This window comes from Chengkuizengella marina (assembly GCF_009910845.1).
Lineage (GTDB): Bacteria > Bacillota > Bacilli > Paenibacillales > KCTC-33759 > Chengkuizengella > Chengkuizengella marina.
Genome location: NZ_SIJB01000007.1, coordinates 15,336 through 41,333, shown reverse-complemented (window position 1 = coordinate 41,333; position 25,998 = coordinate 15,336). Strand labels below are relative to the sequence as shown.

Annotated in this window: 22 protein-coding genes; 7 read left to right on the top strand and 15 right to left on the bottom strand. The window is 34.2% G+C overall.

The window, feature by feature from the left end; all coding sequences use genetic code 11:
- Positions 1–125: 125 nt before the first annotated feature.
- From iolC to ERL59_RS02540, 6 genes are all read right to left on the bottom strand, one after another.
- Positions 126–1,118, bottom strand: coding sequence for a 5-dehydro-2-deoxygluconokinase (gene iolC, locus ERL59_RS02565; protein ID WP_160644189.1), 993 nt, complete (start codon positions 1,116–1,118; stop codon positions 126–128).
- Position 1,119: 1 nt separating this feature from the next.
- Positions 1,120–1,950, bottom strand: a complete 831-nt coding sequence (gene iolB / locus ERL59_RS02560) for a 5-deoxy-glucuronate isomerase (protein ID WP_160644187.1) — start codon at positions 1,948–1,950, stop codon at positions 1,120–1,122.
- Positions 1,951–1,980: 30 nt separating this feature from the next.
- Positions 1,981–2,904, bottom strand: coding sequence for a myo-inosose-2 dehydratase (gene iolE / locus ERL59_RS02555; protein ID WP_160644185.1), 924 nt, complete (start codon positions 2,902–2,904; stop codon positions 1,981–1,983).
- A gap of 23 nt (positions 2,905–2,927) precedes the next feature.
- Positions 2,928–4,793, bottom strand: coding sequence for a 3D-(3,5/4)-trihydroxycyclohexane-1,2-dione acylhydrolase (decyclizing) (iolD, locus tag ERL59_RS02550; protein WP_160644182.1), 1,866 nt, complete (start codon positions 4,791–4,793; stop codon positions 2,928–2,930).
- Positions 4,794–4,814: 21 nt separating this feature from the next.
- Positions 4,815–5,846 (bottom strand): inositol 2-dehydrogenase, encoded by a 1,032-nt coding sequence (iolG, locus tag ERL59_RS02545; protein ID WP_328699889.1) that lies wholly within the window; start codon positions 5,844–5,846, stop codon positions 4,815–4,817.
- Positions 5,847–6,023: 177 nt separating this feature from the next.
- Positions 6,024–6,980 carry an endonuclease/exonuclease/phosphatase family protein gene (locus ERL59_RS02540; protein WP_235929767.1) on the bottom strand — a complete coding sequence of 319 codons (957 nt, stop codon included), beginning with the start codon at positions 6,978–6,980 and terminating at the stop codon, positions 6,024–6,026.
- Positions 6,981–7,355: 375 nt separating this feature from the next.
- On the opposite strand from ERL59_RS02540, the gene ERL59_RS02535 reads away from it, so the two are divergent.
- From ERL59_RS02535 to ERL59_RS02515, 5 genes are all read left to right on the top strand, one after another.
- The gene (locus ERL59_RS02535; protein ID WP_160644180.1) at positions 7,356–8,387 is read left to right on the top strand and encodes a LacI family DNA-binding transcriptional regulator; all 1,032 of its coding nucleotides are present in this window, start codon (positions 7,356–7,358) and stop codon (positions 8,385–8,387) included.
- 176 nt (positions 8,388–8,563) lie between these two features.
- Positions 8,564–9,589, top strand: a complete 1,026-nt coding sequence (locus tag ERL59_RS02530) for an ABC transporter substrate-binding protein (RefSeq protein WP_160644178.1) — start codon at positions 8,564–8,566, stop codon at positions 9,587–9,589.
- Between the two features lie 142 nt (positions 9,590–9,731).
- Positions 9,732–11,444, top strand: coding sequence for an ABC transporter permease (locus tag ERL59_RS02525; RefSeq protein WP_235929766.1), 1,713 nt, complete (start codon positions 9,732–9,734; stop codon positions 11,442–11,444).
- Entirely contained in the window at positions 11,441–12,580 is a 1,140-nt protein-coding gene (locus ERL59_RS02520; RefSeq protein WP_160644176.1) for an ABC transporter ATP-binding protein, read from the top strand. The genes ERL59_RS02525 and ERL59_RS02520 overlap by 4 nt, the downstream gene beginning before the upstream one ends.
- Positions 12,577–13,401: an inositol monophosphatase family protein gene (locus tag ERL59_RS02515; protein ID WP_160644175.1), complete on the top strand. Its 825-nt coding sequence runs from the start codon at positions 12,577–12,579 to the stop codon at positions 13,399–13,401. The genes ERL59_RS02520 and ERL59_RS02515 overlap by 4 nt, the downstream gene beginning before the upstream one ends.
- Before the next feature lie 67 nt (positions 13,402–13,468).
- Here ERL59_RS02515 and ERL59_RS02510 read toward each other — a convergent pair whose 3' ends face one another.
- Positions 13,469–13,675: a hypothetical protein gene (locus tag ERL59_RS02510; RefSeq protein ID WP_160644173.1), complete on the bottom strand. Its 207-nt coding sequence runs from the start codon at positions 13,673–13,675 to the stop codon at positions 13,469–13,471.
- A gap of 429 nt (positions 13,676–14,104) precedes the next feature.
- Between ERL59_RS02510 and ERL59_RS02505 the strand changes: the two genes are divergently transcribed.
- Both ERL59_RS02505 and tlp read left to right on the top strand, forming a co-directional pair.
- Entirely contained in the window at positions 14,105–14,737 is a 633-nt protein-coding gene (locus tag ERL59_RS02505; RefSeq protein WP_160644171.1) for a DsbA family oxidoreductase, read from the top strand.
- A gap of 94 nt (positions 14,738–14,831) precedes the next feature.
- Positions 14,832–15,068, top strand: a complete 237-nt coding sequence (tlp, locus tag ERL59_RS02500; RefSeq protein ID WP_160644169.1) for a small acid-soluble spore protein Tlp — start codon at positions 14,832–14,834, stop codon at positions 15,066–15,068.
- Positions 15,069–15,128: 60 nt separating this feature from the next.
- Here tlp and ERL59_RS02495 read toward each other — a convergent pair whose 3' ends face one another.
- From ERL59_RS02495 to ERL59_RS02460, 8 genes are all read right to left on the bottom strand, one after another.
- Positions 15,129–15,314: a hypothetical protein gene (locus tag ERL59_RS02495; RefSeq protein WP_160644166.1), complete on the bottom strand. Its 186-nt coding sequence runs from the start codon at positions 15,312–15,314 to the stop codon at positions 15,129–15,131.
- A gap of 28 nt (positions 15,315–15,342) precedes the next feature.
- On the bottom strand, positions 15,343–16,284 hold the full coding sequence (gene rnz / locus ERL59_RS02490) for a ribonuclease Z (protein ID WP_160644164.1): 942 nt from the start codon (positions 16,282–16,284) through the stop codon (positions 15,343–15,345).
- Positions 16,285–16,496: 212 nt separating this feature from the next.
- Positions 16,497–19,937: a methionine synthase gene (gene metH / locus ERL59_RS02485; RefSeq protein WP_160644162.1), complete on the bottom strand. Its 3,441-nt coding sequence runs from the start codon at positions 19,935–19,937 to the stop codon at positions 16,497–16,499.
- Positions 19,938–20,246: 309 nt separating this feature from the next.
- Complete coding sequence (locus ERL59_RS02480; protein ID WP_160644160.1) at positions 20,247–21,872, bottom strand: ABC-F family ATP-binding cassette domain-containing protein; 1,626 nt, start codon at positions 21,870–21,872, stop codon at positions 20,247–20,249.
- Between the two features lie 64 nt (positions 21,873–21,936).
- Positions 21,937–23,499, bottom strand: coding sequence for an ABC-F family ATP-binding cassette domain-containing protein (locus ERL59_RS02475; protein ID WP_160644158.1), 1,563 nt, complete (start codon positions 23,497–23,499; stop codon positions 21,937–21,939).
- Between the two features lie 203 nt (positions 23,500–23,702).
- Positions 23,703–24,509, bottom strand: a complete 807-nt coding sequence (locus ERL59_RS02470; RefSeq protein WP_160644156.1) for an HAD family hydrolase — start codon at positions 24,507–24,509, stop codon at positions 23,703–23,705.
- A gap of 75 nt (positions 24,510–24,584) precedes the next feature.
- A complete protein-coding gene (locus tag ERL59_RS02465; protein ID WP_160644154.1) occupies positions 24,585–25,580 on the bottom strand; it encodes an aldo/keto reductase in 996 nt (331 codons plus the stop codon).
- A 175-nt stretch (positions 25,581–25,755) separates the two neighbouring features.
- Positions 25,756–25,935: a DUF896 domain-containing protein gene (locus tag ERL59_RS02460; protein ID WP_160644152.1), complete on the bottom strand. Its 180-nt coding sequence runs from the start codon at positions 25,933–25,935 to the stop codon at positions 25,756–25,758.
- Between the last annotated feature and the right edge of the window lie 63 nt (positions 25,936–25,998).

Here is a 25,998-nt window from a genome sequence, read left to right as displayed (position 1 = left end):
CCATGTTTTTCATTAATCTACTTTATTATGATTTCTTCAACTCAAAGTTCCTTATGAATTTATTCTATAAATCTAGTTCACTTTTTATGAATTTATATCTTCTTTATTCCACTTCACTCTGTAAGTTACTTATTATGATTGTCTATCACACTACTAATCTGCTCATAAGTAGGCATTGCATCTGAACAACTATGGCTAGATATAACAATGGATGCAGCTGCACTGCCAAACTCCATAGCTTTATTTACTTGCCAACCATTCATCAATCCATAAATAAAACCTGCAGCATATGAGTCCCCTGCTCCAAACGTTTTCACTATTTTTGCCGGGAATACTGATCCTGTATATGATTTTCCGTCTTTAGCATAAGCAATAGAACCATCTGCTCCATGTTTAATGACTACCATTTTGGCATTGAAATCAAACCATTTTTTTGCAGTCACCCAATCATCACTTTTCTCATAGTTTTCCATTTTTTCCATCATATCAAATTCTTCACGAGTTCCTATGATGACATCACATTTTTCTGCTGCCAGGTTATAAAATATCGCTGTTTCTTGTTCTGATTCCCAAGTATAAGGTCTATAATCTACATCAAAAAATACCATAACACCATGTTTTCTAGCATATTGTAACGCTAGGAAGACTGCTTCTCTAGAAGGGCTTTTTGCTAGGGCTGTACCTGAGATTAAGATCGCTTTGGATTGTTTAATATACTCCTCTGATACATCGTTTGGCTCTAACTTCAAATCGGCTACATTATCACGATACATAAGAATGCTGCAATCCGTTGGGCTTTTGATTTCTGTAAAAGCTAATCCTGTAACAGATCCAGATTTGTCTGTAATCACATTGGATGTATCAATGTTGTTATTATTTAAATATTGCTTTATAAATCGGCCCATTTGATCATCTGCAATTCTTCCGATAAAACCGGATTTCATATTTAATCTAGACAAACCGATCGTTATATTCGCTGGAGAACCGCCTACATATTTCGTAAATGTCATTGTTTCTTCCATCGGTCTATGAATTTCATTTGCATTTAAGTCGACACATAATCTACCTACACCTATAAAGTCTAGTTTTTTATTTTGATCAAAGTTTAATAGATTCATATCATTTCACCTGACTTCCATATGCTTTCATTCTACTCATTAACCATTCATGGTTTGGATCATTTTTAAATGCCCAAGTTCGAACAGGTCCTGCCATCACATTTAGATAATACACTTCATAACCAGGTGGAGCAGATACTGGATGATATCCTTTAGGTACAAGTACTGCGTCCCCATTTTTCAATGTTAATGTTTCATCTAACGAGAGATCATCCGTATAAACCCGTTGAATGGCAAAACCATGTTCAGGATTGACTCTATGATAATAGGTTTCTTCTAAATAGGACTCCTCTGGAAGATTATTTTGATCATGTTTGTGAGGTGGATAACTAGACCAATGGCCTTCTGGAGTAAATACTTCTACAACTAATAAGCTATCTGCTTCAGCTTGTTCTGGTAATATATTATGTATACTGCGTTCCATGTTACCAGATCCTCTTAACTCCACACCAACGTCTTCTGGAGAAATTAACCGAGCTGGAAATGAACCTTTTCCAGGGGCAACACAAACAGCTAGTTGAAGATCAGTTAGTGCTAACACCTCATAAAAATCACCTGATGGAATGTAAACAGAATACGGTGCTATTTTTTCAAATATATCCATCCGCTTTCCGATATTCTCCCATTTCTCTAACTTTGAATTTACAGAAGCCCTACCACTTAACAAAACGATACAAGTCTCTTTATCTCCGGTTACTTTTTTAAGTGATTGCCCTTCATTTAAAGAGAAAACTTCAAATCCCACATATTCCCAACCTGCTGACTCTGGAGTAATAGAAATCACTTGTCCTTTATCATCTGGTTGTTTAGTTGGTACTATGAATTCTGACATTTTATCGTTCCTTTCTATTCGTTTATTCGGTTAAACATTCTGTTTATGATCTAGTTCATCATTAAATAATTTTTGAATATATTCGGTTGATTTTTGTGCGTAAAACACTGGGTTTTTTACTGCTGGATCCTGCTCCGCTTCTAATATTGCCCAACCATTATAATTACGTTTTAATAAAAGAGAGAAGATAGGTTCGAATTCTATGATCCCGTCACCAGGAACAGTAAACACATTTTTTGCTATCGAGGATTTAAAGCTAATTTTCTCTTTTCTTACTTCATCCAAAACTGCTCTTCTAATATCTTTAAAATGAATATGTTTAATGCGGTCATAATGTTTAACTAGTACCTCATATGGATCTGCACCACCATAATAGGCATGTCCACTATCAAAAGTTAAGGAAACTAATTCTGGATTTGTGGTTTCCATTAGTCTATCGATTTCTTCTGACTTTTCAACATTTGTTCCCATATGATGGTGATAAACTAATGTCAACCCGTTATCCTTACAAATTTGACCTGCCTTTTCTAATCCTTCCACCATGTTACTCCACTCTTCATTCGTCAGTGGTTTCACTTCAGTCACATTAGCATCTCTTTTAGGATCACCAATTGTTGAACCTCCAAGCTCACATGTTACAACGACTTTACAGTCCATAGCTTTTAAAAAAAGCACATGATCTTTGTATGCCTCCAGTTCACTCTCATGTTTTGATTTGTCTGCAAACAATACACCCTTCCACTGGGTAACAAGTTGCATCCCTTTTTGGGATAAGACGGTTTTTAACTCTCTAACATCACTAGGAAATTTACTATGCATTTCTGTACCTACAAATCCTAGTGATTTCATTTCATTTAGAATCATTTCACATGTATAGTGTTCTCCTAGTTCTTTCACATCTTCATTGGACCAGTTTATTGGCGAAATCCCTAGATTAAAAGGGTAGATACTCATTCATGATCTCCTCCATCAAAAGATTAAAACTCCTTTGTTAACTTGATGTTTTGCTCCATCTGCTTATGCGCTTGTTGTACTTTTTCACTCTCAGATACTTCTGCTACACCTACACGCCACCATGATTCATATCCATCTGTATTTGTACCTGGTAAAACTTTAATATCTATTAAAGTTGATATGGTATCTCGTTTCGATTGTACAAGAGCATCTTTTAATTCTTCTAAAGTATGAACCTTGTAAGTTTTAACTCCTAATGCACCAGCATAAGCTGCAAAATCTATCGGAACATAATCAGCTGTTAATTGATTTGTTTCTTTAGAACGATAACGAAATTCATTTCCGAATCCATCACTTCCATGCCCTCTTTGTAAGTTATGAATACATTGGAATCCGTGATTATCCAATAATATGACATTAATTTTTTGGCCTTCTTGTATACTTGTCACAAGTTCGGAATGTAACATTAGGAAACTTCCATCTCCACACATGGCATATATTTCTTGACTTGGCTCTGCCATCTTTACACCAAGTGCACCTGAAACTTCATATCCCATACAAGAGAAGCCATATTCCAAATGGTAGGTTTTAGGTTGAGTTGTTCGCCATACACGATGTAAATCTCCTGGTAAACTTCCAGCAGCACCTACGATCACATCTTTTTCATCAATAAATTGATTAAGCTCGCCTAATACTCTTGTTTGTGTTAATCCTTCTTCACTTTCTAATGCATATAATCTATCTACCTCTGCATCCCATTGCTCTTTCAAGCTAGATAAAAAACTACCTTCATATTCTGCTTTATATCCTTCTTGACTTAACCCTTGTTTTAGTGATGTTAACGCCTCTCTCGCATCTGCCACGATGCTTAATCCGTTCATTTTTAGAGCGTCAAACGAACTTACATTGATGCTCATGATGTCTACTTGTGGGTTTTGAAAAGCTTGTTTTGATGATGTAGGGAAATCAGCTAATCTAGTACCTACAGCGATCACTAAATCAGTTTCTTTTGCTAATCGATTTGCTGCTAATGATCCTGTTACACCAACAGCCCCCATGTTAAGAGGATGATCCCAAGACATTGCACTTTTACCTGCTTGTGTATCTGTTACAGGAATTTGAAATGTTTCAGCAAACTCTTTCAATGTTTCGGTTGCAAGTGAATAATGTATTCCACCACCTGCAATGATCAATGGTTTCTTTTTAGATTTAATAAGATGAACGGCTCTTTGCAACCCACTCTGAGTCAAAGGCTTTCTATCCATATAAAAAACTCGTTTTTCAAAAAATGCTAGAGGATAGTCATAAGCTTCACTCTGAACATCTTGAGGGAGACATATCGTAACTGCCCCAGTATCCACAGGATCAGTTAACACACGCATCGCATTCAATGCTGCTGTCATTAATTGTTCTGGTCTAGAAATACGATCCCAATATTTACTCACTGGTTTAAATGCATCATTCGCTGTGACATTATAATCTGTAGGGTCTTCAATTTGTTGTAAAACAGGATCAGGTTGTCTACATGCAAATATATCACCAGGAAGAAAAAGCACAGGAATGCGGTTTACAGTAGCAGTACCTGCTGCAGTGACCATATTCAAGGCACCGGGACCTATAGAGGATGTACAAGCAAAGGTTTGTAGTCTATTCTTTTGTTTTGCATATGCCATTGCAGCATGTGCCATACCCTGTTCATTTTTTCCTTGAATATAGGTTAAACTTCCTTTATCTTGTTCTAAGGCTTCCCCAATCCCTGTCACATTTCCATGTCCAAAGATGCCCATAATACCTTTAAAAAACTTTATTTCTTTGCCATCTAATTCAACGTGTTGTTGATCTAGAAACTTCAGTAGTGCCTGTGACATTGTTAAACGAATCGTTTCCATAAAGACCTCCTTAATGAAAAATTATGGTTTTATGATTTCACTTTTAAATTGTTCAATTTTTACTGGCTTTCCTTGCTGTAAGGATTCCTTTGCTGCCTTTGCAATTAATTCTGCCTGATATCCATCATTTCCAGTGCATACTAGTGGTGAATCTTGTAGTAAGCATTGTATAAATTCTCTTGACTCTATGACATATGCATCCTTATACCTTTCTAAAAAGAAGTATTGAGGTTTGTCTCTATACACACCTTGCATCGTACTAATTTCAACTGTTGTTGGATGATCATTTTGAATCGCTACAGAACCTTTAGAACCAAATACCTCTACTCTTTGATCATATCCATATACTGCCTTACGACTGTTATCAATCACACCGATGGCACCGTTTTCAAATTTCAGGGTAATGATGGCCGTATCCACATCTCCATATTGCTTAAACACTGGATCTACTAAACTAGCGCCTTGAACATAAACCTCTTCTACTTCACTACCAGTCACATAACGAGCCATATCAAAATCGTGAATGGCCATATCCATAAACAAACCGCCAGAAGCTTTAATATATTCAGCAGGAGGTGGTTCAGGATCACGTGAAGTGATTTTTACGATATGAGGATCTCCAATCAAACCATTTTTAACAGTATCGTGTACCTTTTTAAAGTTATGATCAAAACGTCGATTGAAACCAACCTGCAGTTTCACACCATGTTGCTCAACAATTTTTAGTGCTTCAAATGTTTCTTCGGCAGAAAAGCTAATCGGTTTCTCACAGAAAATATGTTTTTTTGCTTCAGCTGCTTCTTTTATCATTTGTGCATGTGTATTTGTGGGTGAGCATATGTATACTGCATTAATTTCTGGATCTTTTATAATTTCTTTATAATCCTTTGTTGTTTTTTTAATTCCTAATTTATTCGCCCAATCTATCACGTTTTCTACATAAATATCAGAAATCGCTTTCAATTCAACCTTATCTAATAAAACTAGATTCTCTGCATGCAACTTTCCTATTCTTCCTGCACCAATAATGCCTATCTTTAATGTATGTTTCACTGTTTCCTTCACCATCCTATCTATTAATCGCAACTATATATCCATAAAGATCGTTATATAGGTTAAGCGCTTTCTCATTTCATTCTATATTTTTTTTAACTATATATCAAGAGAAGATTAGAAAAAATATTTATTGAGAACATCTAATCCACGATACTTAGATTATGAATTCATTTGTCAGATGATTTGAATGTATCTAATCAAAACTCCCGCATGATCAGACGGCCAAAGTCCGGAAAGGGTCCGATCTTTCTGTTTATCCCCCACAGTATTAGAAACCTCTATATTAAAATTGCCTTTGATTAATATTAAATCTATCCTCTCAGTCAAAGCAGAAATAGGATTTAATAAATCTCTAACTTGGAACGCTGTAAACCCAGATCCCACCCCTGAAATATTCCAAACATCTGTAAATCCAAAGTTAATTAGTAAATCATATGTTGGTTTTATAACTCCCTCTGCATTTGAATTAAAATCACCTAAAAATAATAGGGGAAGTGTAGTATTAGCAGGACCATTTAATAATTCTTCTGCCTGCTCCATTCGTATATCTACTGAGTTCCCCTCTAAGTGTGTATTTAACAATCTGAATTTTTGTCCTTGAAAACAAATATCTACAGAAGACCAACCCCGAAGAACAGTAAACAGTACACCTCCTATAGGAACCACTAAATTTCTAGAAAAGTTCTCCTCTTGTATATTGCAAAAACATAAACCTGCACTCTTTTTTGCTAGAATAACATCCCTATCTAATATTCTTATCAAATCCCCTGTACTACTGGGTAATTCACTACTAAAATTATGATTTATTGCCACTACACCGTAATCCAAACCCATTCTTTTTAATTCTTCTAAAAGAATAGTTAAAAAATTTGTTTCATACTTCGTTGTGAGACTTCTAACTGTCCATAAAGCTACTTCTTGTAGCCCTATCAAGTGAGGTTTTATATTTTTCATTTGTTGTGAGATAGACTTTGCCCTTTCTCGAAAATTAGTTTGTTTAAATTGATTAAAAATTTTTGTTGTTACTTGTGGAACTTCCTCCGGTGTTGTGCCTATAAGTGGTTCTAGATCAGCTCCAAAATATATATTCCAAGTCAATATAGTAAATTTTTTTCCGTTATTTATTTTCATATTAAAATCTCCTCTATTAATTTATCTATTGAGATATAATATGTAGTTTGGAAACGGACTGCTTGGATGTATTCACTAAATAGTATTAATATTTATAAAAAAATCAAATAAAGATTTTATAGACTTCATTCATAAAATAGTGAAATGTGATCAAATTGTTACAAAAAGTATTGACTGAATTTTTTTAATAAGTTAATATTACCTATAATAGATATCGGAAACGTTACCGAGAACGTTTCCATTAAATTTATGTTAAAATGTTTATTTTTTAACTAGGTTTCCATATTGATTTGAAAGCGTTATCATATTTTGTGTGTTTTCGGAAACGTTACCGAAATAAATTCTATTATATAAATTTTCTTTTTTCGGAGGTGAATGAAAACATTGGTTACTATCAAAGATATTGCTAAGCAACTGGGCATCTCTGTTTCTACCGTCTCACGCGCTTTAAATGATCATTCTGATATTAAAAAAGAAACAAAATTAAAAGTATTAGAAACAGTCAAAGAACTAAATTACCGTCCAAATAGTGTAGCTAGAAGCTTAATTCATCAACGTACATATACAGTAGGATTAATGATTCCAGATATTACAGATCCTTTCTTCTCAACAATTTCAGTAGGTGCTCAAGAGTTATTATCAGAACAAGGATATCAAGTCATTATTGGAAATACCTTAAGAGATAGTGCCAAAGAAAAACGTTTTATTGAAAGTGCATTGGAAAGAAAGATGGATGGATTGATCATCACACCTGACCATGTGGATGAAGAACTTGTTGAGATGTTATCTAATATAAACATCCCTGTAGTATTTTTAAGAAGAAGACCTTCCAAACTATTAAAGGTACCTTTTGTTGATGTAGATCATTACAAAGGAGCATGCGAAGCCGTTGAACATCTAATTTCACTAGGTCACAAGGGTATAGGTTATATCGGAATTCCTATAGAATCACCGATCGCGATTGATCGATTTCAAGGTTACAAGGATACTCTAAAAAAACACGATATCCCATACGTTTCTGATTTCATACAACTTTCAGGTGGAAGAACGATACAATCTGGTCGTATAGCAATGGATCAATTAATCTCTCATATACCTGAAATGACCGCGATATTTGCATACAATGATTTATTGGCAATAGGTGCTCTAGAGTCACTAGCTCAACACAACATTGGTGTTCCAGATACTATTTCCATTATGGGATTTGATGATTTAGAAATATCAAATTTATATTGGATTCAATTGTCAACCATGTCGCAACCACGTAATCAAATGGGCCGTCACGCTGCAGAAACTTTACTGAAAATGATAAATCATGCTAATACAGATGATGAAATCCCTGACTCAATTTTATTAGATTCTGTCCTAATTAATAGAAATACTTGTAAGAAACTCACCTATCAGTGATTCATTACATCATCAGGTTAAGCGCATACCCTGCTATGATTACTCTCTTATACATCACTTTGTTTTAGAGAGAATAGTTTTCATAAGAAATTATGTTGAGGAGGTGTCAAACCAGTCATACCGTTTCATGTTTATCCGTAGTCTATCTTTATCTATTTTTTGGAGGGGTCTAATTCATGAAAAAATCATTATTTGTTGTTTTATCAGTATTGTTATTAATGAGCATAGTAGCAGGATGTAGTTCAGGTTCTAATTCCGTAGCAATCTACACAGCATTTCCAGAGCAGGAAGTTGTTATGTATATTGAACAGTTTGAAGAAGAAACAGGCATTGAAGTTAATTTTGTTCGTTTATCCGCAGGTGAAACTTTAGCACGTATTAAAGCTGAAAAATCAAATCCACAAGCAAGTGTTTGGTTTGGGGGACCATCAGATACTTTTGTTGCAGCAGCAAATGATGATCTGTTAGAAGCTTACCAACCAGAAGGAGTATCAGATATTCCAGAACAATTCAGAGATGCCAAAAAAGTATGGACACCCATTTATGTTGGAGCATTAGGTTTCGCAAGTAATACCGAGTGGTTAGAAAAAGAAGGAATTGAACCTCCACAAAGCTGGGCAGATTTATTAAAACCAGAATACCAAGGGAATGTTACAATGGCTCACCCTGCGTCCTCTGGAACAGCTTACTCTGTTTATGCCACACTTGTACAGTTAAAAGGTGAACAAGAAGCATTAGATTACTTTTTACAGCTTGATGAAAACATTAGACAATATACAAAATCAGGATCTGCTCCTGCAAAACAAGCTGGATTTGGTGAAACTGGTGTAGGTCTTTCCTTTGCACATGATATTTTAAAACCAAAACATGAAGGTTATCCTATTACGTTATCATTCCCAAGTGACGGAACTGGTTATGAAGTTGGTGCTGTTGCATTAATTAAAGGTGCTCCAAGTGAGCAAACTGAAAATGCTCAAAAATTCATAGATTGGGCAATTAGTAAACAAGCTCAAGATTTATATGCAGATTCAGGATCGTTCCGTTTACCTGTAAATCCAGAGGCAAAAATACCTGAAGGTGCAGTAAAACTTTCTGATTTAAGTGTTATTAATTATGATGCAGTATGGGCCGGAGAAAACAGAGATGATTTACTAGGAAAATTTGAGTCATATGTTGTTGGAAAAGAAGCTGTAGTGGAATAATTTATTTTCAATCCATGGAGATGAGGCGGCTTCATGCTGCCTCTTCACTTTTCACCCAACTTACTAAAAAGTCTCACAGAAAGGCACCTTTCGGGTTATGATTACGGGAATAAAGATTTACCCTACAAAGGAGTAGAGAAGCTTGGCAAATATACCACCATCAACAAATAAAATAGAATCAAAGGTCAATGGACAATTCAAACGAATGAAAATGCTTATAAAAGAACCTTATTTACTTGCTTTAATCATCATCATATTTTTATCTTTATTTGTATTTTCAGTTTATCCAATTTATCAAGTGTTCAAAATTACAGTAATAAATGATGAAGGGATTATAGACTTTTCTTTAATAGTAGAAACCTTCTCAAGCAGTTTTTTTCTAAAAACGTTATGGAATAGTATTCAATTAGGTATCATGTCAGCCATCTTTGGAACGATCATTGGATTTATTTTTGCATATGCTGTAACACGTACTGAAATGAAAGGCAAAAAATTCTTTAACCTTGTTGCTTTATTGCCAATTATATCTCCACCGTTTGTCATTGCTTTATCTGTCATATTATTATTTGGACGAAATGGAATTATCTCTAATGGTTTATTTGGTTTTGAGGACAGTAATGTATACGGGTTAAGAAGTTTAGTATTTATACAAACGTTAGGTTTTTTCCCAATTGCTTACTTAAACTTAAAAGGAGTATTGGAAGCCATCGACAGTTCAGTTGAAGATGCCGCATTAAACCTCGGCGCTTCCAGGTGGAAGGTATTTAGTACCATTACTCTACCATTAGCTGTTCCAGGTATTCTAAGTTCATTGCTTTTAGTTTTTATTAAAGCCATTGAAGACTTCGGTAATCCTATGGTCATAGCTGGGGAGTACCAGACATTAGCGGTGCAAGCTTACTTACAAATTACTGGCATGTATGATCTACGAGCTGGCTCATTTTATGCAGTTGCTTTATTATTACCATCACTTACTGCTTACTTCATACAAAAATATTGGATAAGCAAAAAATCATATGTCACCGTCACAGGTAAACCTACACAAACAAGAGAAAAAATAAATGAAAAACACATTGTCATGCCGTTGTTCATATTCTGTGGATTAATTACAGGTGCAGTTATGCTTATTTATGGTACCGTTTTGTGGGGGGCATTTGTTAAAGTTTGGGGCGTAGATAATACGCTTACTTTTGATAATTTTAAATATACATTTACTTTAGGGTTTGATTCAGTTAAAAACTCATTGTTATTATCTGCGCTTTCTACACCGATAACAGCACTATTAGGTATGATCATTGCCTTTTTAATTATTAGAAAACAATTTATAGGTAAAAAAATAATGGAAGCTTCATCGATGCTTGCTTTTGCAGTACCAGGTACGGTTATCGGTATCGGATATATCCTAGCATTTAATCAAAAACCTTTATTACTAACTGGCACAGCGATGATCCTCATTATAGCTTTCACCTTTAGAAACATAACGGTTGGTATAGAAGCAGGAACAAATAGTCTTCGACAAGTAGACCCCTCTATAGAAGAAGCATCAACAAATCTTGGAGCTAGTTCCTTTACAACTTTTAGGAAAATATCACTACCATTAATGAAATCAGCATTATTCTCTGGACTAGTATACTCCTTTGTACGTTCCATGACTTCAATTAGTGCGGTGATCTTCTTAATTTCCGTGAATTGGAATTTATTAACTGTTACGATCTTATCTCAAGTAGAAGATGCTAGTCTAGGTGCAGCAGCGGCGTATTGTATTATCCTAATTGTGATTATACTTATTGTTATCGGCCTATTAGAATTCTTTGTAAATTATTTAGCATCATCCAAAAGGAGGAACTTTAGATGACAAACACTAACTCAAACATAAATACACATTCAGTGGATGTTAAGCTAACAAATCTACTAAAAGTTTTTCCATCACACAACGGTGGAGACAATTTTTACGCTGTAGATGATATTGAATTAGATATTAAAGCTGGGGAACTAGTCACTTTGCTTGGTCCTTCAGGATGTGGTAAAACCACTACATTAAGAATGCTCGCAGGATTTGAATTACCAACTTCTGGTTCCATTCATATAGGGGATGAAAATGTCACAAATGTACCACCAAACAAACGGAATGTTGCGATGGTATTCCAAAGTTATGCCCTTTTCCCACATCTTTCAGTCTTTGAAAACATTGCGTATGGTTTAAGAATAAATAAAGTGCCAAAAGGAGATGTGATCGATCGAACCTATAAAGTCATTTCCTTAATGCATTTAGAGGAATTTAAAGATCGATTACCTTCACAATTATCCGGAGGACAACAGCAACGTGTTGCATTGGCAAGAGCAATTGTCACAGAACCAAAAGTGTTATTATTTGATGAACCTTTATCCAATCTTGATGCAAAATTAAGAGAATATATGAGGGATGAATTAAGAAAAATTCAACAAAGATTAGGCATTACAAGTCTTTATGTTACACATGATCAAACCGAAGCCATGGCAATATCAGACAAAGTTGTCATCATGAATCATGGTAAAATCCAACAGGCAGATAGTCCAATCAACATTTATACTAAACCAAATAATCATTTTGTTGCTGGTTTTATGGGAAAAGCTAACTTCTTACATGGGGTTGTAAAGGAACTAAAAAACAATATGGCAATGATTAATATATTTGGAAAAAGCGTTTTAATTCGTATAAATGACAAAGTAAAGCTCACCGAAAATGGTCCTGTGGAATGTGTGACAAGACCTGAGTTCTGGGAATTTTCTGACACAGGCAAGTTTATAGGTCAAGTAACTAGAACTATTTATTTAGGAAACCATGTTGAATATGAAATTGCAATTGGGGATGATACAATATCAATGATGGATTTTGAACATTTTAAACATGGGATTAAGCAAGAAGGAGATCAAGTAACACTTCACTTAAAAGAAGAATGCGTAAGTCTTTTACCCACTAGAAAAGAATACATTAAGGAGGGCCTCGCTTGAGCACTCATTTAGAAGTCGCAAAACAAATCGCAAAAGAAGCAGGAGTTTTATTAGAAAAGAGAGTCACAAGTGAGTTCCATGTTGAACATAAAAACAATGTTTTTGATTTAGTAACAGAAATGGATCGGGCATCTGAAGATTTAATTAAAAAACAAATTAAACATCACTTTCCTGACCATCAAATTATTGGTGAAGAAGGAGTCGCTGAAGGTACCGATAAATTTGAAGATTGGTTTGATCGTATAGCTGACATTCCCTTCGCTTGGATTGTAGATCCTATTGATGGAACTACGAATTATGTGAACGGGTTACATAGTTACACCATTTCTATTGCACTCATTTCATTTGGAGAAATCCATGTAGGAGTAATATATAACCCATCTCTTGACGAAATGTTTTGGGCGGAGAAAGGAAAAGGTGCATTCTTAAATGGAAATCAAATTCAAGTTGATCCAACTGAAAAGTTAAACGAAAGTGTCATCTCTACTGGTTTTCCAACAGATATTGATAAAGCACGTAAATATGTACTCAATGGAATCTCTCAGTTAGGGATTGTAGCTCGTAACATTCGAGTTTTTGGTTCTGCTGCCTTACATTGTGCATATGTTGCTGCTGGGAAATTAAATGCTTATTGGGAAGTTGGTATTAATGTCTGGGATGTTGCTGCAGGAGTATTAATCGTCAAAGAAGCTAGTGGGAATGTAGTAGATACATTAGGAAATCCATATCAATTGTCAACTCGCAATTTGATATGTTCAAACGGGAAAATTGAAGAAGAATTAATAACACACCTTAAACAAGCTAATGGAACTGGTTTTTAATAATGATTGAAGCATATTAATAAAGAATGGATACATTTCCATTCTTTTTTGAACTAATACATTACTATCATTTTGAATCATCGTAATCATAGCGAAAGCCATCTTGTAAAGCAACTTTCTGGCTAATTTGATCATTACCTTTTGATAAGGATTGAAGTTTGCCTAAAACCTCACGATAATTTAATGAATTTTGATAACCACCACAATGATGAATAGCTTCATTTAATGCCTGTTCAATAATAGTTAGATCTTTTGAATTTAATTTTACATCCATTTCAAATCCCTCACTTTTGCTATATATAGTGCAATTAAATAACATATCTACATTTAATTTACCCAAGTCATTATAACTCATTCCAAATTTTAAAAAAGTTAAATAACAAGTTTTAAATGGAATTGAATTTGTGCTTTTTCATCTTGTTCACCTTGGTTTATTTCTTAATATATCTATTGTGTTCTTTGTTAGATTAGATTCCCACTCTAACAGATCAATCACTCGCTCTAATTTTTCTGTAATACCACTGTAAATTAAGGTAGCAAAACTAATAAAATTGATCAAGATGACACAATGATAAGTAAATTATATAATCTATTTTTTTCTTTTTCTTACGAGAAGATCTATTACGATTGATCTTTACAAAAAACATATTATACTGTAAATTACTTATAGTAAGTAAATGTAAACTTTAAAGAGGTGCTTGAAATGACAATAGATATAAAAGTGTATTCTGATTATGTGTGCCCATTCTGTTATATTGCAAAAAAATCTTTTAATGATGCTGTTAAAAATAAAGATGTGAAAATTGAATGGATACCTTTTGAACTTAGACCTAGCTCAACTCCTCCAATTTATCCTGAGCAAATGAAAGGGTTGTTTAATCAAGCCGTTAAACCATTAGCTGAAAAATTAAATGTAAACATGAAATTACCTGAAATGTCTCCTCATCCTAGAACACCCATGATCCATGAAGGTTTTTTATATGCCAAAGATCACAACAAAGGGATTGAATTTAATGAACTTGTTTATAAAGCTTTTTGGGAAGAAGGAAAAGATATAGGGAATATTTCTGTATTAATGGAAATTGCTAAACAGGTTGGTTTAGATGTAAATGATTTTGAAAATGCCCTACAAACACATAAATATCAAGAGGATCTAGAAATATATTTAAATAAAGCGGTAGAAGAAGATATACGTGCAATTCCTACATTTGTAATTGGAGATCAAAAGCTTCAAGGTGTTCAAGCACAAGAAATATTTGAAAAACTACTGTTAACCGATGGTACTAAATTAAAATCCCAACACGAAATAAGTTGCAATATTGATGGTTGTGAATAATAATGTTGGAATCTTTTTCTTGCCACCTTGTATAAATCTTTAATGTTCAAGACATCTTATAAATGTTATTAAAGTTTTAATTAAGGAGGCAATTATGAAAGCTAAACCTGATAATAGAGATGATAATGTAGAAAAATTACAAGAAGCTGTACAGAATACAATAGGAAACCTAAGGGAGTCTGAAGATTATTTAGAAGAATTCGGTGATGAGATTGGCAACCATGAACAACAAGACATTGAATCAAAAAATGAACGTAGAAAACAGAGTATTCAGGGGCTGCGCGAAGAAATAAAAGATGAAGCTCAAGCGGAACAGCAAAGAGACTCATAAGATAATTAAAATAAGGGTCCGTTATATTGGACTCTTATTTCATTCTCCAAAGTATCTTTACTAACTGGATCCATAATCATTCCCTTTTATATAAGCAGAATGATTAAAGTTATCTATTTCCTTATTTTTTTCTATATTCCTATCTGAATGATGATTCGTTTTCCTCTCTTCTTTCATTGATAAAATAATAATGATGGTTATTAGTAATGAAAATAAGATTAAAAAATACAATACACTAGACACCATTTTTGCTCACTCCTTTTATCAAAATTAACTAAATATTTTTTCGATTTATAGGAAACACCCAAAAATCATGGGCAATATGTGTATTTTCATGTATTTCCCTTGCTTCTTGTAACAGTTGATCTAATCTTTCACCTTGGTATCTTGAACTAAAATGTGTTAATATCAACTCGTTTACGTTACATTTTTTGGCTAACTGAGCTGCCTGTAATGAAGTTGTATGATAATACTTATACGCAAGGTCATGTAAATCTTCTGTAAAGGTAGATTCATGTACTAAAACATCAGCATCTTTAGACAGTTTAGGTGAGTTTTCACAAATCCTTGTATCTCCCATGATGACAACAATTCTTCCTTTTAGAGCTGGCCCAACGTAATTTGAAGCAATTAACTTCTCCCCGTTATCTAAAATAATGTCTCTTCCCTTTTTAATTTGAGAAAACAGAGGTCCAGGTGGAATGCCACTTTCTTCCAATTTTTTTGATAGTAAAGGACCAGGCTGATCCTTCTCAGTGATCCGATATCCATAGCTATTAATACGATGTTCGAGCTTAGCTATTTCTACTAAAAATTGTTTATCTTCAAATAAAATACCTTCATTTAAATTTTCAGGAATTTCTTCTATATGCAAATCATACTCTAAATGAGCTTGACTTACTAATAAGACCGTTGTTATCACATTTTTAATACCTTTTGGTCCATATATTGTTAAAGGGGACTTTCCACCAGAATAAGAACGACTTGTTAGTATCCCAGGTAAACCATAAATATGGTCACCATGTAAATGGGTAATAAATATCTTTTCTAGTTTGCTTAGTTTTATTGAGGATTTAAGAATTTGATGTTGTGTTCCTTCACCACAATCAAATAACCATACAGTCCCTCTCTCCTGTAACAATTTTAAACAAATGGAGGTTACATTTCGATCACGAACAGGCATTCCAGCAACAGTTCCTAAAAATTCTAGTTCCAATATTGTTTCCCCCCATATGCTCTTTCCAAAATGAGATTGCACTATATTAAAAGTCTAATCTATTGTTACTCAACTTAGGAGTTTTTATCCTCAATCAATATAGCTTTCTGGAGTCAGAAAATTGTAGTCAATAGACAGCAAATTTTACTTCATTCAATAAGATTACATCTAACTTCGACCACATCCATGTGGATCGAACTAAAGGGGTGTACTTACCCTTTATCAACACTAAAATATTTAGCTTCAGGATGTGCAAAAACCATTGCAGATACAGAAGCTTCTGGTTCCATCATACAACCATCCGTTAATTCGACTCCTATTTCCTCTGGATTCATTAATTCAAATAAGGGAATTTGATCTTCAAGGTCAGGACAAGCAGGATATCCAAATGAAACACGAATCCCTTGATATCTAGCACCGTGTCTTTGTTTCATCGTCATCTCAGAAGCGTCAGGGAATCCCCAAACATCTCGCATAATATGATGGATACGCTCTGCAAATGCCTCAGCAGTTTCTAATGCAACGGCTTGGATAGCATGAGAACGAAGATAATCACCTTGGTTTTTCCATTTTTCTGCTAATTCACGGATTCCTTTCCCAGCTGTAACTACTAAAAAACCTACATAATCCATCAAACCGCTATCTACTGACTTTAGAAAATCAGCTAAACATAAATAAGGTTCTACCTGTTGGCGTGGAAATGAAAAAGTTTTAATTACTTTTGTATGATCATTAGGATCATATATCAGAATATCATTTCCTTTTGACTGGGCAGGAAAAAAACGATACATCCCATGTGTTTCAATCTTTTTTTCATAGATTGCTTCTTTGTAAATTTGATCCACAACTTCTTTTAATTCTAGAGCTTTTGAATCATGTGCTTCAATCAATTGATCTACTTTTCCACGTAGACCTAAGTGATGTCCTAATAACATCTGCATATTCACATATGGAATTAAATGATCTAGTGGATAGTTTTTTAATATATGTTTTTCAGTGTCAGGAGGTGTAAATACAGGGACATCCTGTGAAATATCAGAAGATACCGCTCTGGTTAATTTAGGCATTTCCTTATTTTTTCTTGAATCCATGACATCTGAATCTTTAAACTCACGCATTTTTTGGATTAAGAGTTCACGTTGTTCTGGATTACTGATTTGATTCGCTAAATCTAACCCATTCATCGCATCCTTGGCATATAAGACTAATCCGTCATATTCTGCTCCAATTTTATTTTTCGTAAATTTACGACTTAGTGCTGCTCCTCCTACCAGGATTGGAACATCTATTCCTGCATTTTTTAAATCTTGTGCTGTTACTACCATTTGCTGTGCTGATTTAACTAACAACCCTGAAAGTCCAATCGCATCAGGTTTTTCTTTTTTATAAGCTTCAATTAACTGTTCTGGAGGGACCTTTATTCCTAAATTGACTATTTTATATCCATTATTAGATAGAATAATTTCAACTAAATTTTTACCAATATCATGAACATCCCCTTTAACTGTGGCTAAAATAATTTTCGCCTTCACAGAGGATTCCGTTGTCTCCATATGTGGTTCTAAGTAACTTACAGATGCCTTCATTGCTTCAGCACTTTGTAATACTTCCGCTACAATCAACTCATTATTGTTAAATAAACGGCCAACCTCCGCCATACCATCCATTAGTGGTCCATTGATGATTTCTAAAGGTTGATACTTTTTTAAAGCTTGATCTAAATCCACAAATAATCCTTCTTTTGTTCCCTCAATGATATAAGAAGCTAAGCGTTCTTCTAAGGTTAAATTTGATATTTTTTCTTTTTTCTCTACTTTCTTCTCACGATAAAATGCAACAAACTCAGCCAATGTATCATCATTTGTTTCGAATATTAATGCTTCAGCTAAACGACGTTCATCTTCAGGAATAGATGCAAATCTCTCTAATTTTTCAGTGTTCACAATTGCGTAATCCAAACCAGCCTTCGTACAATGATATAAATATACCGCATTAAGTACTTCTCGACCTGCAGGAGGCAATCCAAAGGATACATTACTTAACCCCAGAATTGTGTGACATTTAGGCATCGCTTCTTTTATAAGTCGAATCCCTTCAACAGTTTCTTTTGCAGAACCAATATATTGTTCATCCCCTGTTCCTACTGGAAATACTAAAGGATCAAATATAATATCCTCAGGATGAAGTCCATACTTATTTACTAATAGATCATACGATCTTTTTGCAACCTCAAGCTTACCTTCTCTAGTAATTGCCTGCCCGTTCTCATCAATTGTACCTACAACTACTGCTGCGCCATATCGATGTATAAGTGGGACAATATCTTCAAACTTCTCTTCCCCGTCTTCTAAGTTTATCGAGTTAATAATGGCTTTTCCCTGAGAGAATTTCAAAGAGAGCTCTACGACTTCTGCACTGGTTGTATCAATTACTAATGGTACCTTCACTTTTTTCACAACATATTGTAAAAATTTCTCCATGTCATCTACTTCGTCTCGATCAGGGTCTTGCAAACAAATATCTAAAACATGTGCTCCACCTTTAACCTGCGCTCTAGCAATTTCAGAGGCTTCTTCAAATTTGCCTTCTGCAATCAATCTTTTAAATTTTCTAGAACCCAGTACGTTGGTTCTTTCTCCAACCATATAAGGTCTATTATCTGTATCAATATAAACTGTTTCAATACCGGATACCGCAGCTAAATGTTCACCCGTTTGGGGGCGTGGAATATATGATTTCATCGTTTCTGACAAAGCTCGAATGTGTTCTGGTGTAGTTCCACAACATCCCCCAGCAATATTTAACCAACCTTTTTCAGCGAAACCCGCCATTTTTTTTGCCAAGGAATCAGGTGATTCGTGATAATGACCATCTTCATCGGGTAATCCTGCATTAGGATAACAACTAATCGCTGTATCTGCAATTTCCGAAAGACTTCGAATGTGATCTCTCATAAATTCAGGACCAGTCGCACAATTTAATCCGATGGAAACAGGTTCAAGATGTTCCAAAGATATATAAAATGATTCTATATTTTGACCTGCTAATGTTGTACCCATCGGTTCAATTGTTCCAGAAACCATCACTGGAATTTTTTTACCTAGTTTCTCAAAAGCACGTTGAATTCCAATACTAGCCGCTTTCACATTTAAAGTATCCTGAGATGTTTCAAGTAATAGAACATCAACTCCACCTTCTATAAGTGCTAGTGCTTGTTCATGATAACTTCCTTCTAATTCGTCAAAAGTAATTCCACCAGTAACTGATAATGTTTTAGTAGTAGGACCCATCGCTCCAGCTGCAAACCTTGGCCACTCATCAGTTGAGTATTTATTAACCGCTTCTACTGCTAGTTTTGCAGCTTCTATACTTAACTCCCTAGCACGATCTTGAAGATCGTATTCTGCTAAAACAACACTGGTTGAACCAAAAGTATTTGTTTCAATAATATCTGATCCGGCTTCCAAATATTTTTCATGTATGCTGGAAATAAGTTCAGGACGAGTTAATACAAGCATTTCATTACATCCGTCTAACTCTTCTCCTCCAAAATCTTCTGGTGTAAGTTCCGCTTGCTGTATCATTGTACCCATTGCACCATCTAATATAAGTATTTTCTTTTTTAGTTGTTCCTGTATTGATATTTTACTCATTATGTTCCACTCCGCTTCAATATATATGCGTTCGATGAATCATCGAATATCTTCCACTGTCATATTTCTATATAGTCTACCAAATTTGTCGGAATTGTAAAGAGATAAAAATCCATATATGATTTTTTTCTAGATTAAATCAATTATTATAGACGAATTATATCATATTATATGTGGATTGTAGTGAATTAAAGAAAAAAACTTTAGAGGAGTAAAGAAAAATTTATAAGAATATTACAAAAAAGGTGTCTAGAAGTCCTATCATCTTCTAAACACCTTATTTAAAGGTTATTCTTATAAAGGTACAGATTAACCTGTTGTCACGCTGTACATCTTTTCACGTAAACCTTGTACTTCAGCACTTTCCAAATACTCATCATAACTCATTTGTTTATCAATCAACCCAGTAGGGGTGATTTCTATAATACGATTTGCTATCGTTTGAATAAATTGATGGTCATGTGAGACAAACAACATAGTACCATCAAATTGAACAAGACCATTATTCAAAGCTGTAATGGATTCCAAGTCAAGGTGATTGGTAGGTTCATCTAAAATTAAAACATTTGCTGCACTAAGCATCATCTTTGACAACATACAACGAACTTTTTCTCCCCCAGAAAGCACATTACATTTTTTCAATGCTTCTTCACCAGAGAATAACATTCTTCCTAAAAACCCACGAATAAATGATTCATCCTGATCCTTGGAATATTGGCGAAGCCAATCCACTAAATTTAAATCCACATCAAAATAGTCCGAGTTATCCTTTGGAAAATACGCTTGCGAGGTTGTTACTCCCCAAGTATATGAACCATCAGTAGGTTCTATTTCACCCATAAGTGTTTTAAACAATGTCGTTTTTGGAATTCCATTCGGTCCAACAAAAGCGATTTTATCCCCTTTGTTTACAACAAGGTTCATTTTCTCTATAACTAAATCATGTTCTATAGATACTGTTAGATCTTCAATAAATAATAACTGCTTACCTGCTTCTCTTTCAGATTTAAAATTAATAAATGGATATTTTCGATTCGAAGGCTTAATGTCTTCAAGTTTTAATTTTTCTAATTGCTTACTACGGGATGTTGCTTGTTTGGACTTCGAAGCGTTGGCACTAAAACGAGCAATAAATGCTTCTAGTTCTTTTCGTTTTTCTTCTGTTTTTTTATTTTTCTCTTGCATAAGTTTTAAAGCTAATTGGCTTGATTCATACCAGAAATCATAATTACCTACGTATAACTCTATTTTTCCAAAATCAATATCTGCGATGTGTGTACATACTTGATTTAAAAAGTGTCGATCATGAGAAACAACAATGACAGTACCATCAAACTTTGCTAAAAAATTTTCAAGCCATTGAATAGATTCTAAATTTAAATGGTTGGTAGGCTCATCCAATAATAAAATATTGGGATTACCAAATAAAGCTTGGGCCAGTAAAACACGCACCTTATCATTCCCGCTTAGTTCTGACATTTTAAGATCATGAAATTCTTTAGAAATACCTAATCCTATCAATAATTCACCTGCATCAGCTTCAGCTTGCCAACCATCCAATTCTGCAAACTCCCCTTCAAGTTCTGCTGCACGCATTCCATCTTCATCAGAAAAATCAGGTTTTGCATAAATAGCATCTTTTTCAACCATGATATTGTAAAGTTTACTATGACCCATAATAACGGTTTTTAACACTTCATATTCGTCATATTCATAATGGTTCTGTTTTAAAACAGCTAGTCTCTCACCTGGAGTAATATTGACTGTTCCTTTATTAGCTTCTAGTTCTCCTGATAAAATCTTTAAAAAGGTTGATTTTCCAGCACCATTGGCACCGATCAAACCATAACAATTTCCTGGAGTAAACTTTATATTCACATCTTCAAATAGGGCTCTTTTTCCATATCGAAGAGATATATTATTAGCTGAAATCATTTTTATAACCTACTTTCTCAAATTTTTAGGTATAATTAATTCTGTTACTTGTAAAGATGGTGAATTACTTTTGAAGAGAAGAGTTTAGAGCCCATTCCTCTACATTCCAAACCTTCGTTATCCAATCCTCATAAAATTCAGGTTCATGGCATACAAGCACGATCGTTCCTTGATATTCCTTTAAAGCGCGTTTCAGCTCTTCTTTAGCAACTACATCTAGATGATTCGTTGGTTCATCAAACGCAATCCAGTTGCTTTCTCTCATTAGCAATTTACATAAACGTACTTTGGCTTGTTCACCACCACTTAATTTATTTAACGGTCTTGAAATATGTTCATTCTTTAACCCGCAACGAGCCAATGCTCCACGTACTTCATTTTGATTCATATGAGGAAACTCATTCCAAACATCATCAATAGGGGTTAGATGTCCTACTTTTACTTCTTGTTCAAAATAAGCAGGGATCAAAAAGTCTCCTTGATGAGTTTTTCCACCGTAAGGTTTAATGAGCCCTAACATTGTTTTTAAAAGAGTGGACTTCCCTACTCCATTACAACCAACTATCGCGATTTTATCTTTACGTTCTATCAGCATGTTCATTTCAGGTAATAATGGACTGTCATACCCAATTTGCAAATTCTCAGCTTCAAAAACAATTTTCCCACTTGCCCGCCCTTCTTTAAATACAAAAGTAGGTTTCATTGCGATTTCAGGACGATCTATTCTTTCAAGTCGATTCAATTGTTTTTGTCTACTTTTTGCTCTTCCAGATGTAGAGTACCGTGCTTTATTTCGTTGAATAAAATCTTCTTGTTTTTTAATGAATTCTTGTTGTTTTTCATAAGCATCGATATGTTGGTTTTTATTTAAGTCCGCCATCTGCAAAAACTTTTCATAATTAGCTGTATATCTTGTCAGTTTTGTGAATTCCAAATGATAGATCACACCCACTACTTTATTCATAAATTCCGTATCATGAGATATGAGCATGAACGCTGAAGGGTATTCTCGCAAATAATTCGTTAACCAATCTATGTGTTCCGTATCCAAATAGTTTGTAGGCTCATCTAATAATAGAACAGCGGGTTGTTCTAAAAGCAACTTTGCCAACAATACTTTTGTCCTCTGTCCACCACTTAATTCAGAAACATCACGATCCAATCCAATCGCAGCTAAACCTAAACCATTTGCCATTTCTTCAACCTTATTATCTAATAAATAAAAACCACTATTTTCTAAACGATCCTGAATCTCACCCATTTCATCTAAAAGCTGTTCCAATCTCTCTGGTGAGGCATCAGCCATCTCCCCCGTGATTTTATTCAACTTTCTTTCTTCTTCCAACAAAGGTAAGAAAGCCTCTTTAAGCACATCTCGCATTGTTTTCCCTGGTGTTAATTTTGTATGCTGATCTAAATATCCATAATTCACCTTAGGTGTCCATTCTACTTTTCCTGTATCTTTTAATACTTGTCCTGTTAATATGTTCATCAGTGTAGATTTTCCGACTCCATTTGCTCCTACAAGTCCTACATGTTCACCAGGCAGTAATCTAAATGACACATTTTTAAATAAAACACGTTCTCCAAACGTATGACTTAAATCCTCTACTGTTAAAAGACTCACGATATTCTAACTCCTAACTTATAAAATTGCATCTATATAAAATGTATAGCGTATTTAATTTGTTTTTAATGTTTTAAGCAAGCAAACAATTCATTATAACATAAATTGTTAATGGAATAAATTAAAATAAAAAAATTCGCCATACAACTACCTTAGTCAATGTATGGCGAGACTGTCTAATGATATAAAACTTTATTAATTGTTTAAGATGATACGTTAATATTTATAGTTTGAATTATGCCATGCAGTTCATTTAATTCTTTAATTTCAAAGTCTGGTTTAATTTCAACGGAAGGTTCCATGTTATTACGATTAACCCATACACATTTCATTCCTATGCTAAGAGCACCTTTAATGTCAGTATTAAGATTATCTCCTACCATAATCCCTTCATGTGGTTCAATTTCTAAAAGGTTCATTGCTTGTTCAAATATAGCGGGTGATGGTTTTCCTTGACCAAAACTACCAGATATCATCACTTGATCCATATATGGTGTTAATTTTGGCAAGGCAGCTAATTTTTCATTTTGAATATCTGGAGAACCGTTGGTTAGCAGCATTAGTTTATATTTTTGTTTTAACTTCTCTAATGTAGGATATATTTCATCATATACGTAAGATCGCGTTCTTCTTTCCATCGGAAATAACTCACCAAGTTTTTGACCCAATTCAAGATCATCAATTCCCAGTACTTTTAATCCTCTTGTCCAAGCTTCTTTACGATACTGAGGTGCCATTTTTTTCAATCTACTGAAATGTTCATTCTCATCGTTAAAATTCCCCCATAAAGCTTCAAAGGGATTGATGCCAATATTCTTAGTAAAATCAAATGTTTCAAATGTTTCATACAAGGACCTAGCTTCTTGACGTACAGCCTTTTCTAATTCCTCTGGATCAATATTATAATGTTTTTTCACTGACTCACAAGTAACCTCAAAAGCTTCTTTTACACAACGTTCGTCCCAAAGCAAGGTATCATCCAAATCAAAAATAACGGCTTTAATACTCATGTTTTCACTCATTTCTAGTGTAATATTTAATGGATAAAGACAATCTTAAATTGATTTTTTAGTTATTTATATCGATTAGACGTTTAATGTTCGTCTAAACTTATCTATGAATCGGTTTGGATACTCATCCACAAGCGCACTTACCTCATCAAGTTTGTTCCATTCATCCTCCGTTAACTTCCACTCTAAAGTTCCCATATTTTCTTCAAATTGATCTAATGTATTTGCTCCTAATATTGGTGAAGTAATGCCTTTTTTATCAAGCAGCCAATTTAAAGCTACTTGAGAAGGTTTTGCTCCCCTTTGTTCAGCAATTTCCATGACAGTATGGAGTATTTTCCAATTTTTTTCAGTATTACGATTCTCCCAAGAAGATTCACCCATTGCTTTATGAAGTCTTCCTTCAGTAGGCTGTAGACCCTTGGAATATTTTCCTGATAAAAATCCGCTTCCAATTGCAGCCCACGGCATTACACCAACATTTTCTTCAATGCATAAAGGTAAAACCTCTCTATCCATCTCCATGCTTACAAGACTATATTGAGGCTGGATGGAAATATATCTTACAAATTTATTAAAATCACTATAACATAGGGATTTCATTAATTGCCATGCTAAAAAATTGGAACATCCTATGTACCTTACCTTACCAGAGCTTACTAGGTCATCCAAAACTCTTAACGTTTCTTCTACAGGTGTGAACTCATCCCAAACGTGAACTTGGTAAAGATCAATATAATCTGTATTTAATCTTTTTAAGCTAGCATCAACACCATCCATAATGTGTTTTCGAGATAATCCAGCACTATTAAAATCTTTACCTGTCTGAAATCTTACTTTAGTTGCCAACACCACTTCAGAACGCCGATCTTTAATGGCTTTTCCAACAATCTCTTCAGATTTTCCTTGTACATATACATCTGCTGTATCTAAAAAGTTACCCCCTCTATCTAAAAAACGGTGAATCATATCAATCGAATCTTTTTCATTTGTTGTATTTCCGAACGTCATTGTACCTAGACATAATTTCGAAACTGCCAAACCACTTTTCCCAAGTAAACGATGCTCCATACTTGTCCTCCTTTGTATATCAATGAATATTTATTCACTTTTTTAAACTATTTTATCCTAATCTTATTAATATGAAAAGAACAAGATCACTTGTTGATCTTGTTCTAACTTATATAAAAACTTTTAGGTTACAGAGAAAGAGTGCTCTATTTGATTTATATAAAATTGATTAGTTTTAGTTCTTTTCATCATCTACAATTTCTATATTATCTAACTGTGCTCTAAAGTTTTTCCTAAAGGATTTTAAATATTCCTGTCGTAACTTCTTTTGTTCTTCAACTTCTTGTGCATTTAAGCCAACTTTTTTCTTCTTTCTAGCAAGCTCATTAATTCTGTTGATTTGATCGTTGTTCATAACAATTTGATCCTCCTTATCTACCCCATTACTTTGACATTTCAAAAAATAATTGTCAAGTCC

Bases quoted from the DNA above. Each gene is read 5' to 3' on its own strand.
- metH (WP_160644162.1), bottom strand. From the start codon at position 19,937: ATGAGTAAAATATCAATACAGGAACAACTAAAAAAGAAAATACTTATA.
- iolB (WP_160644187.1), bottom strand. From the start codon at position 1,950: ATGTCAGAATTCATAGTACCAACTAAACAACCAGATGATAAAGGACAA.
- ERL59_RS02465 (WP_160644154.1), bottom strand. From the start codon at position 25,580: ATGGAGCATCGTTTACTTGGGAAAAGTGGTTTGGCAGTTTCGAAATTA.
- ERL59_RS02510 (WP_160644173.1), bottom strand. From the start codon at position 13,675: ATGGATGTAAAATTAAATTCAAAAGATCTAACTATTATTGAACAGGCA.
- ERL59_RS02535 (WP_160644180.1), top strand. From the start codon at position 7,356: ATGAAAACATTGGTTACTATCAAAGATATTGCTAAGCAACTGGGCATC.
- iolC (WP_160644189.1), bottom strand. From the start codon at position 1,118: ATGAATCTATTAAACTTTGATCAAAATAAAAAACTAGACTTTATAGGT.
- ERL59_RS02460 (WP_160644152.1), bottom strand. From the start codon at position 25,935: ATGAACAACGATCAAATCAACAGAATTAATGAGCTTGCTAGAAAGAAG.
- ERL59_RS02480 (WP_160644160.1), bottom strand. From the start codon at position 21,872: ATGATTTCAGCTAATAATATATCTCTTCGATATGGAAAAAGAGCCCTA.
- ERL59_RS02530 (WP_160644178.1), top strand. From the start codon at position 8,564: ATGAAAAAATCATTATTTGTTGTTTTATCAGTATTGTTATTAATGAGC.
- ERL59_RS02540 (WP_235929767.1), bottom strand. From the start codon at position 6,980: ATGAAAATAAATAACGGAAAAAAATTTACTATATTGACTTGGAATATA.
- ERL59_RS02470 (WP_160644156.1), bottom strand. From the start codon at position 24,509: ATGAGTATTAAAGCCGTTATTTTTGATTTGGATGATACCTTGCTTTGG.
- iolD (WP_160644182.1), bottom strand. From the start codon at position 4,793: ATGGAAACGATTCGTTTAACAATGTCACAGGCACTACTGAAGTTTCTA.
- tlp (WP_160644169.1), top strand. From the start codon at position 14,832: ATGAAAGCTAAACCTGATAATAGAGATGATAATGTAGAAAAATTACAA.
- ERL59_RS02495 (WP_160644166.1), bottom strand. From the start codon at position 15,314: ATGGTGTCTAGTGTATTGTATTTTTTAATCTTATTTTCATTACTAATA.
- ERL59_RS02520 (WP_160644176.1), top strand. From the start codon at position 11,441: ATGACAAACACTAACTCAAACATAAATACACATTCAGTGGATGTTAAG.
- iolE (WP_160644185.1), bottom strand. From the start codon at position 2,904: ATGAGTATCTACCCTTTTAATCTAGGGATTTCGCCAATAAACTGGTCC.
- ERL59_RS02505 (WP_160644171.1), top strand. From the start codon at position 14,105: ATGACAATAGATATAAAAGTGTATTCTGATTATGTGTGCCCATTCTGT.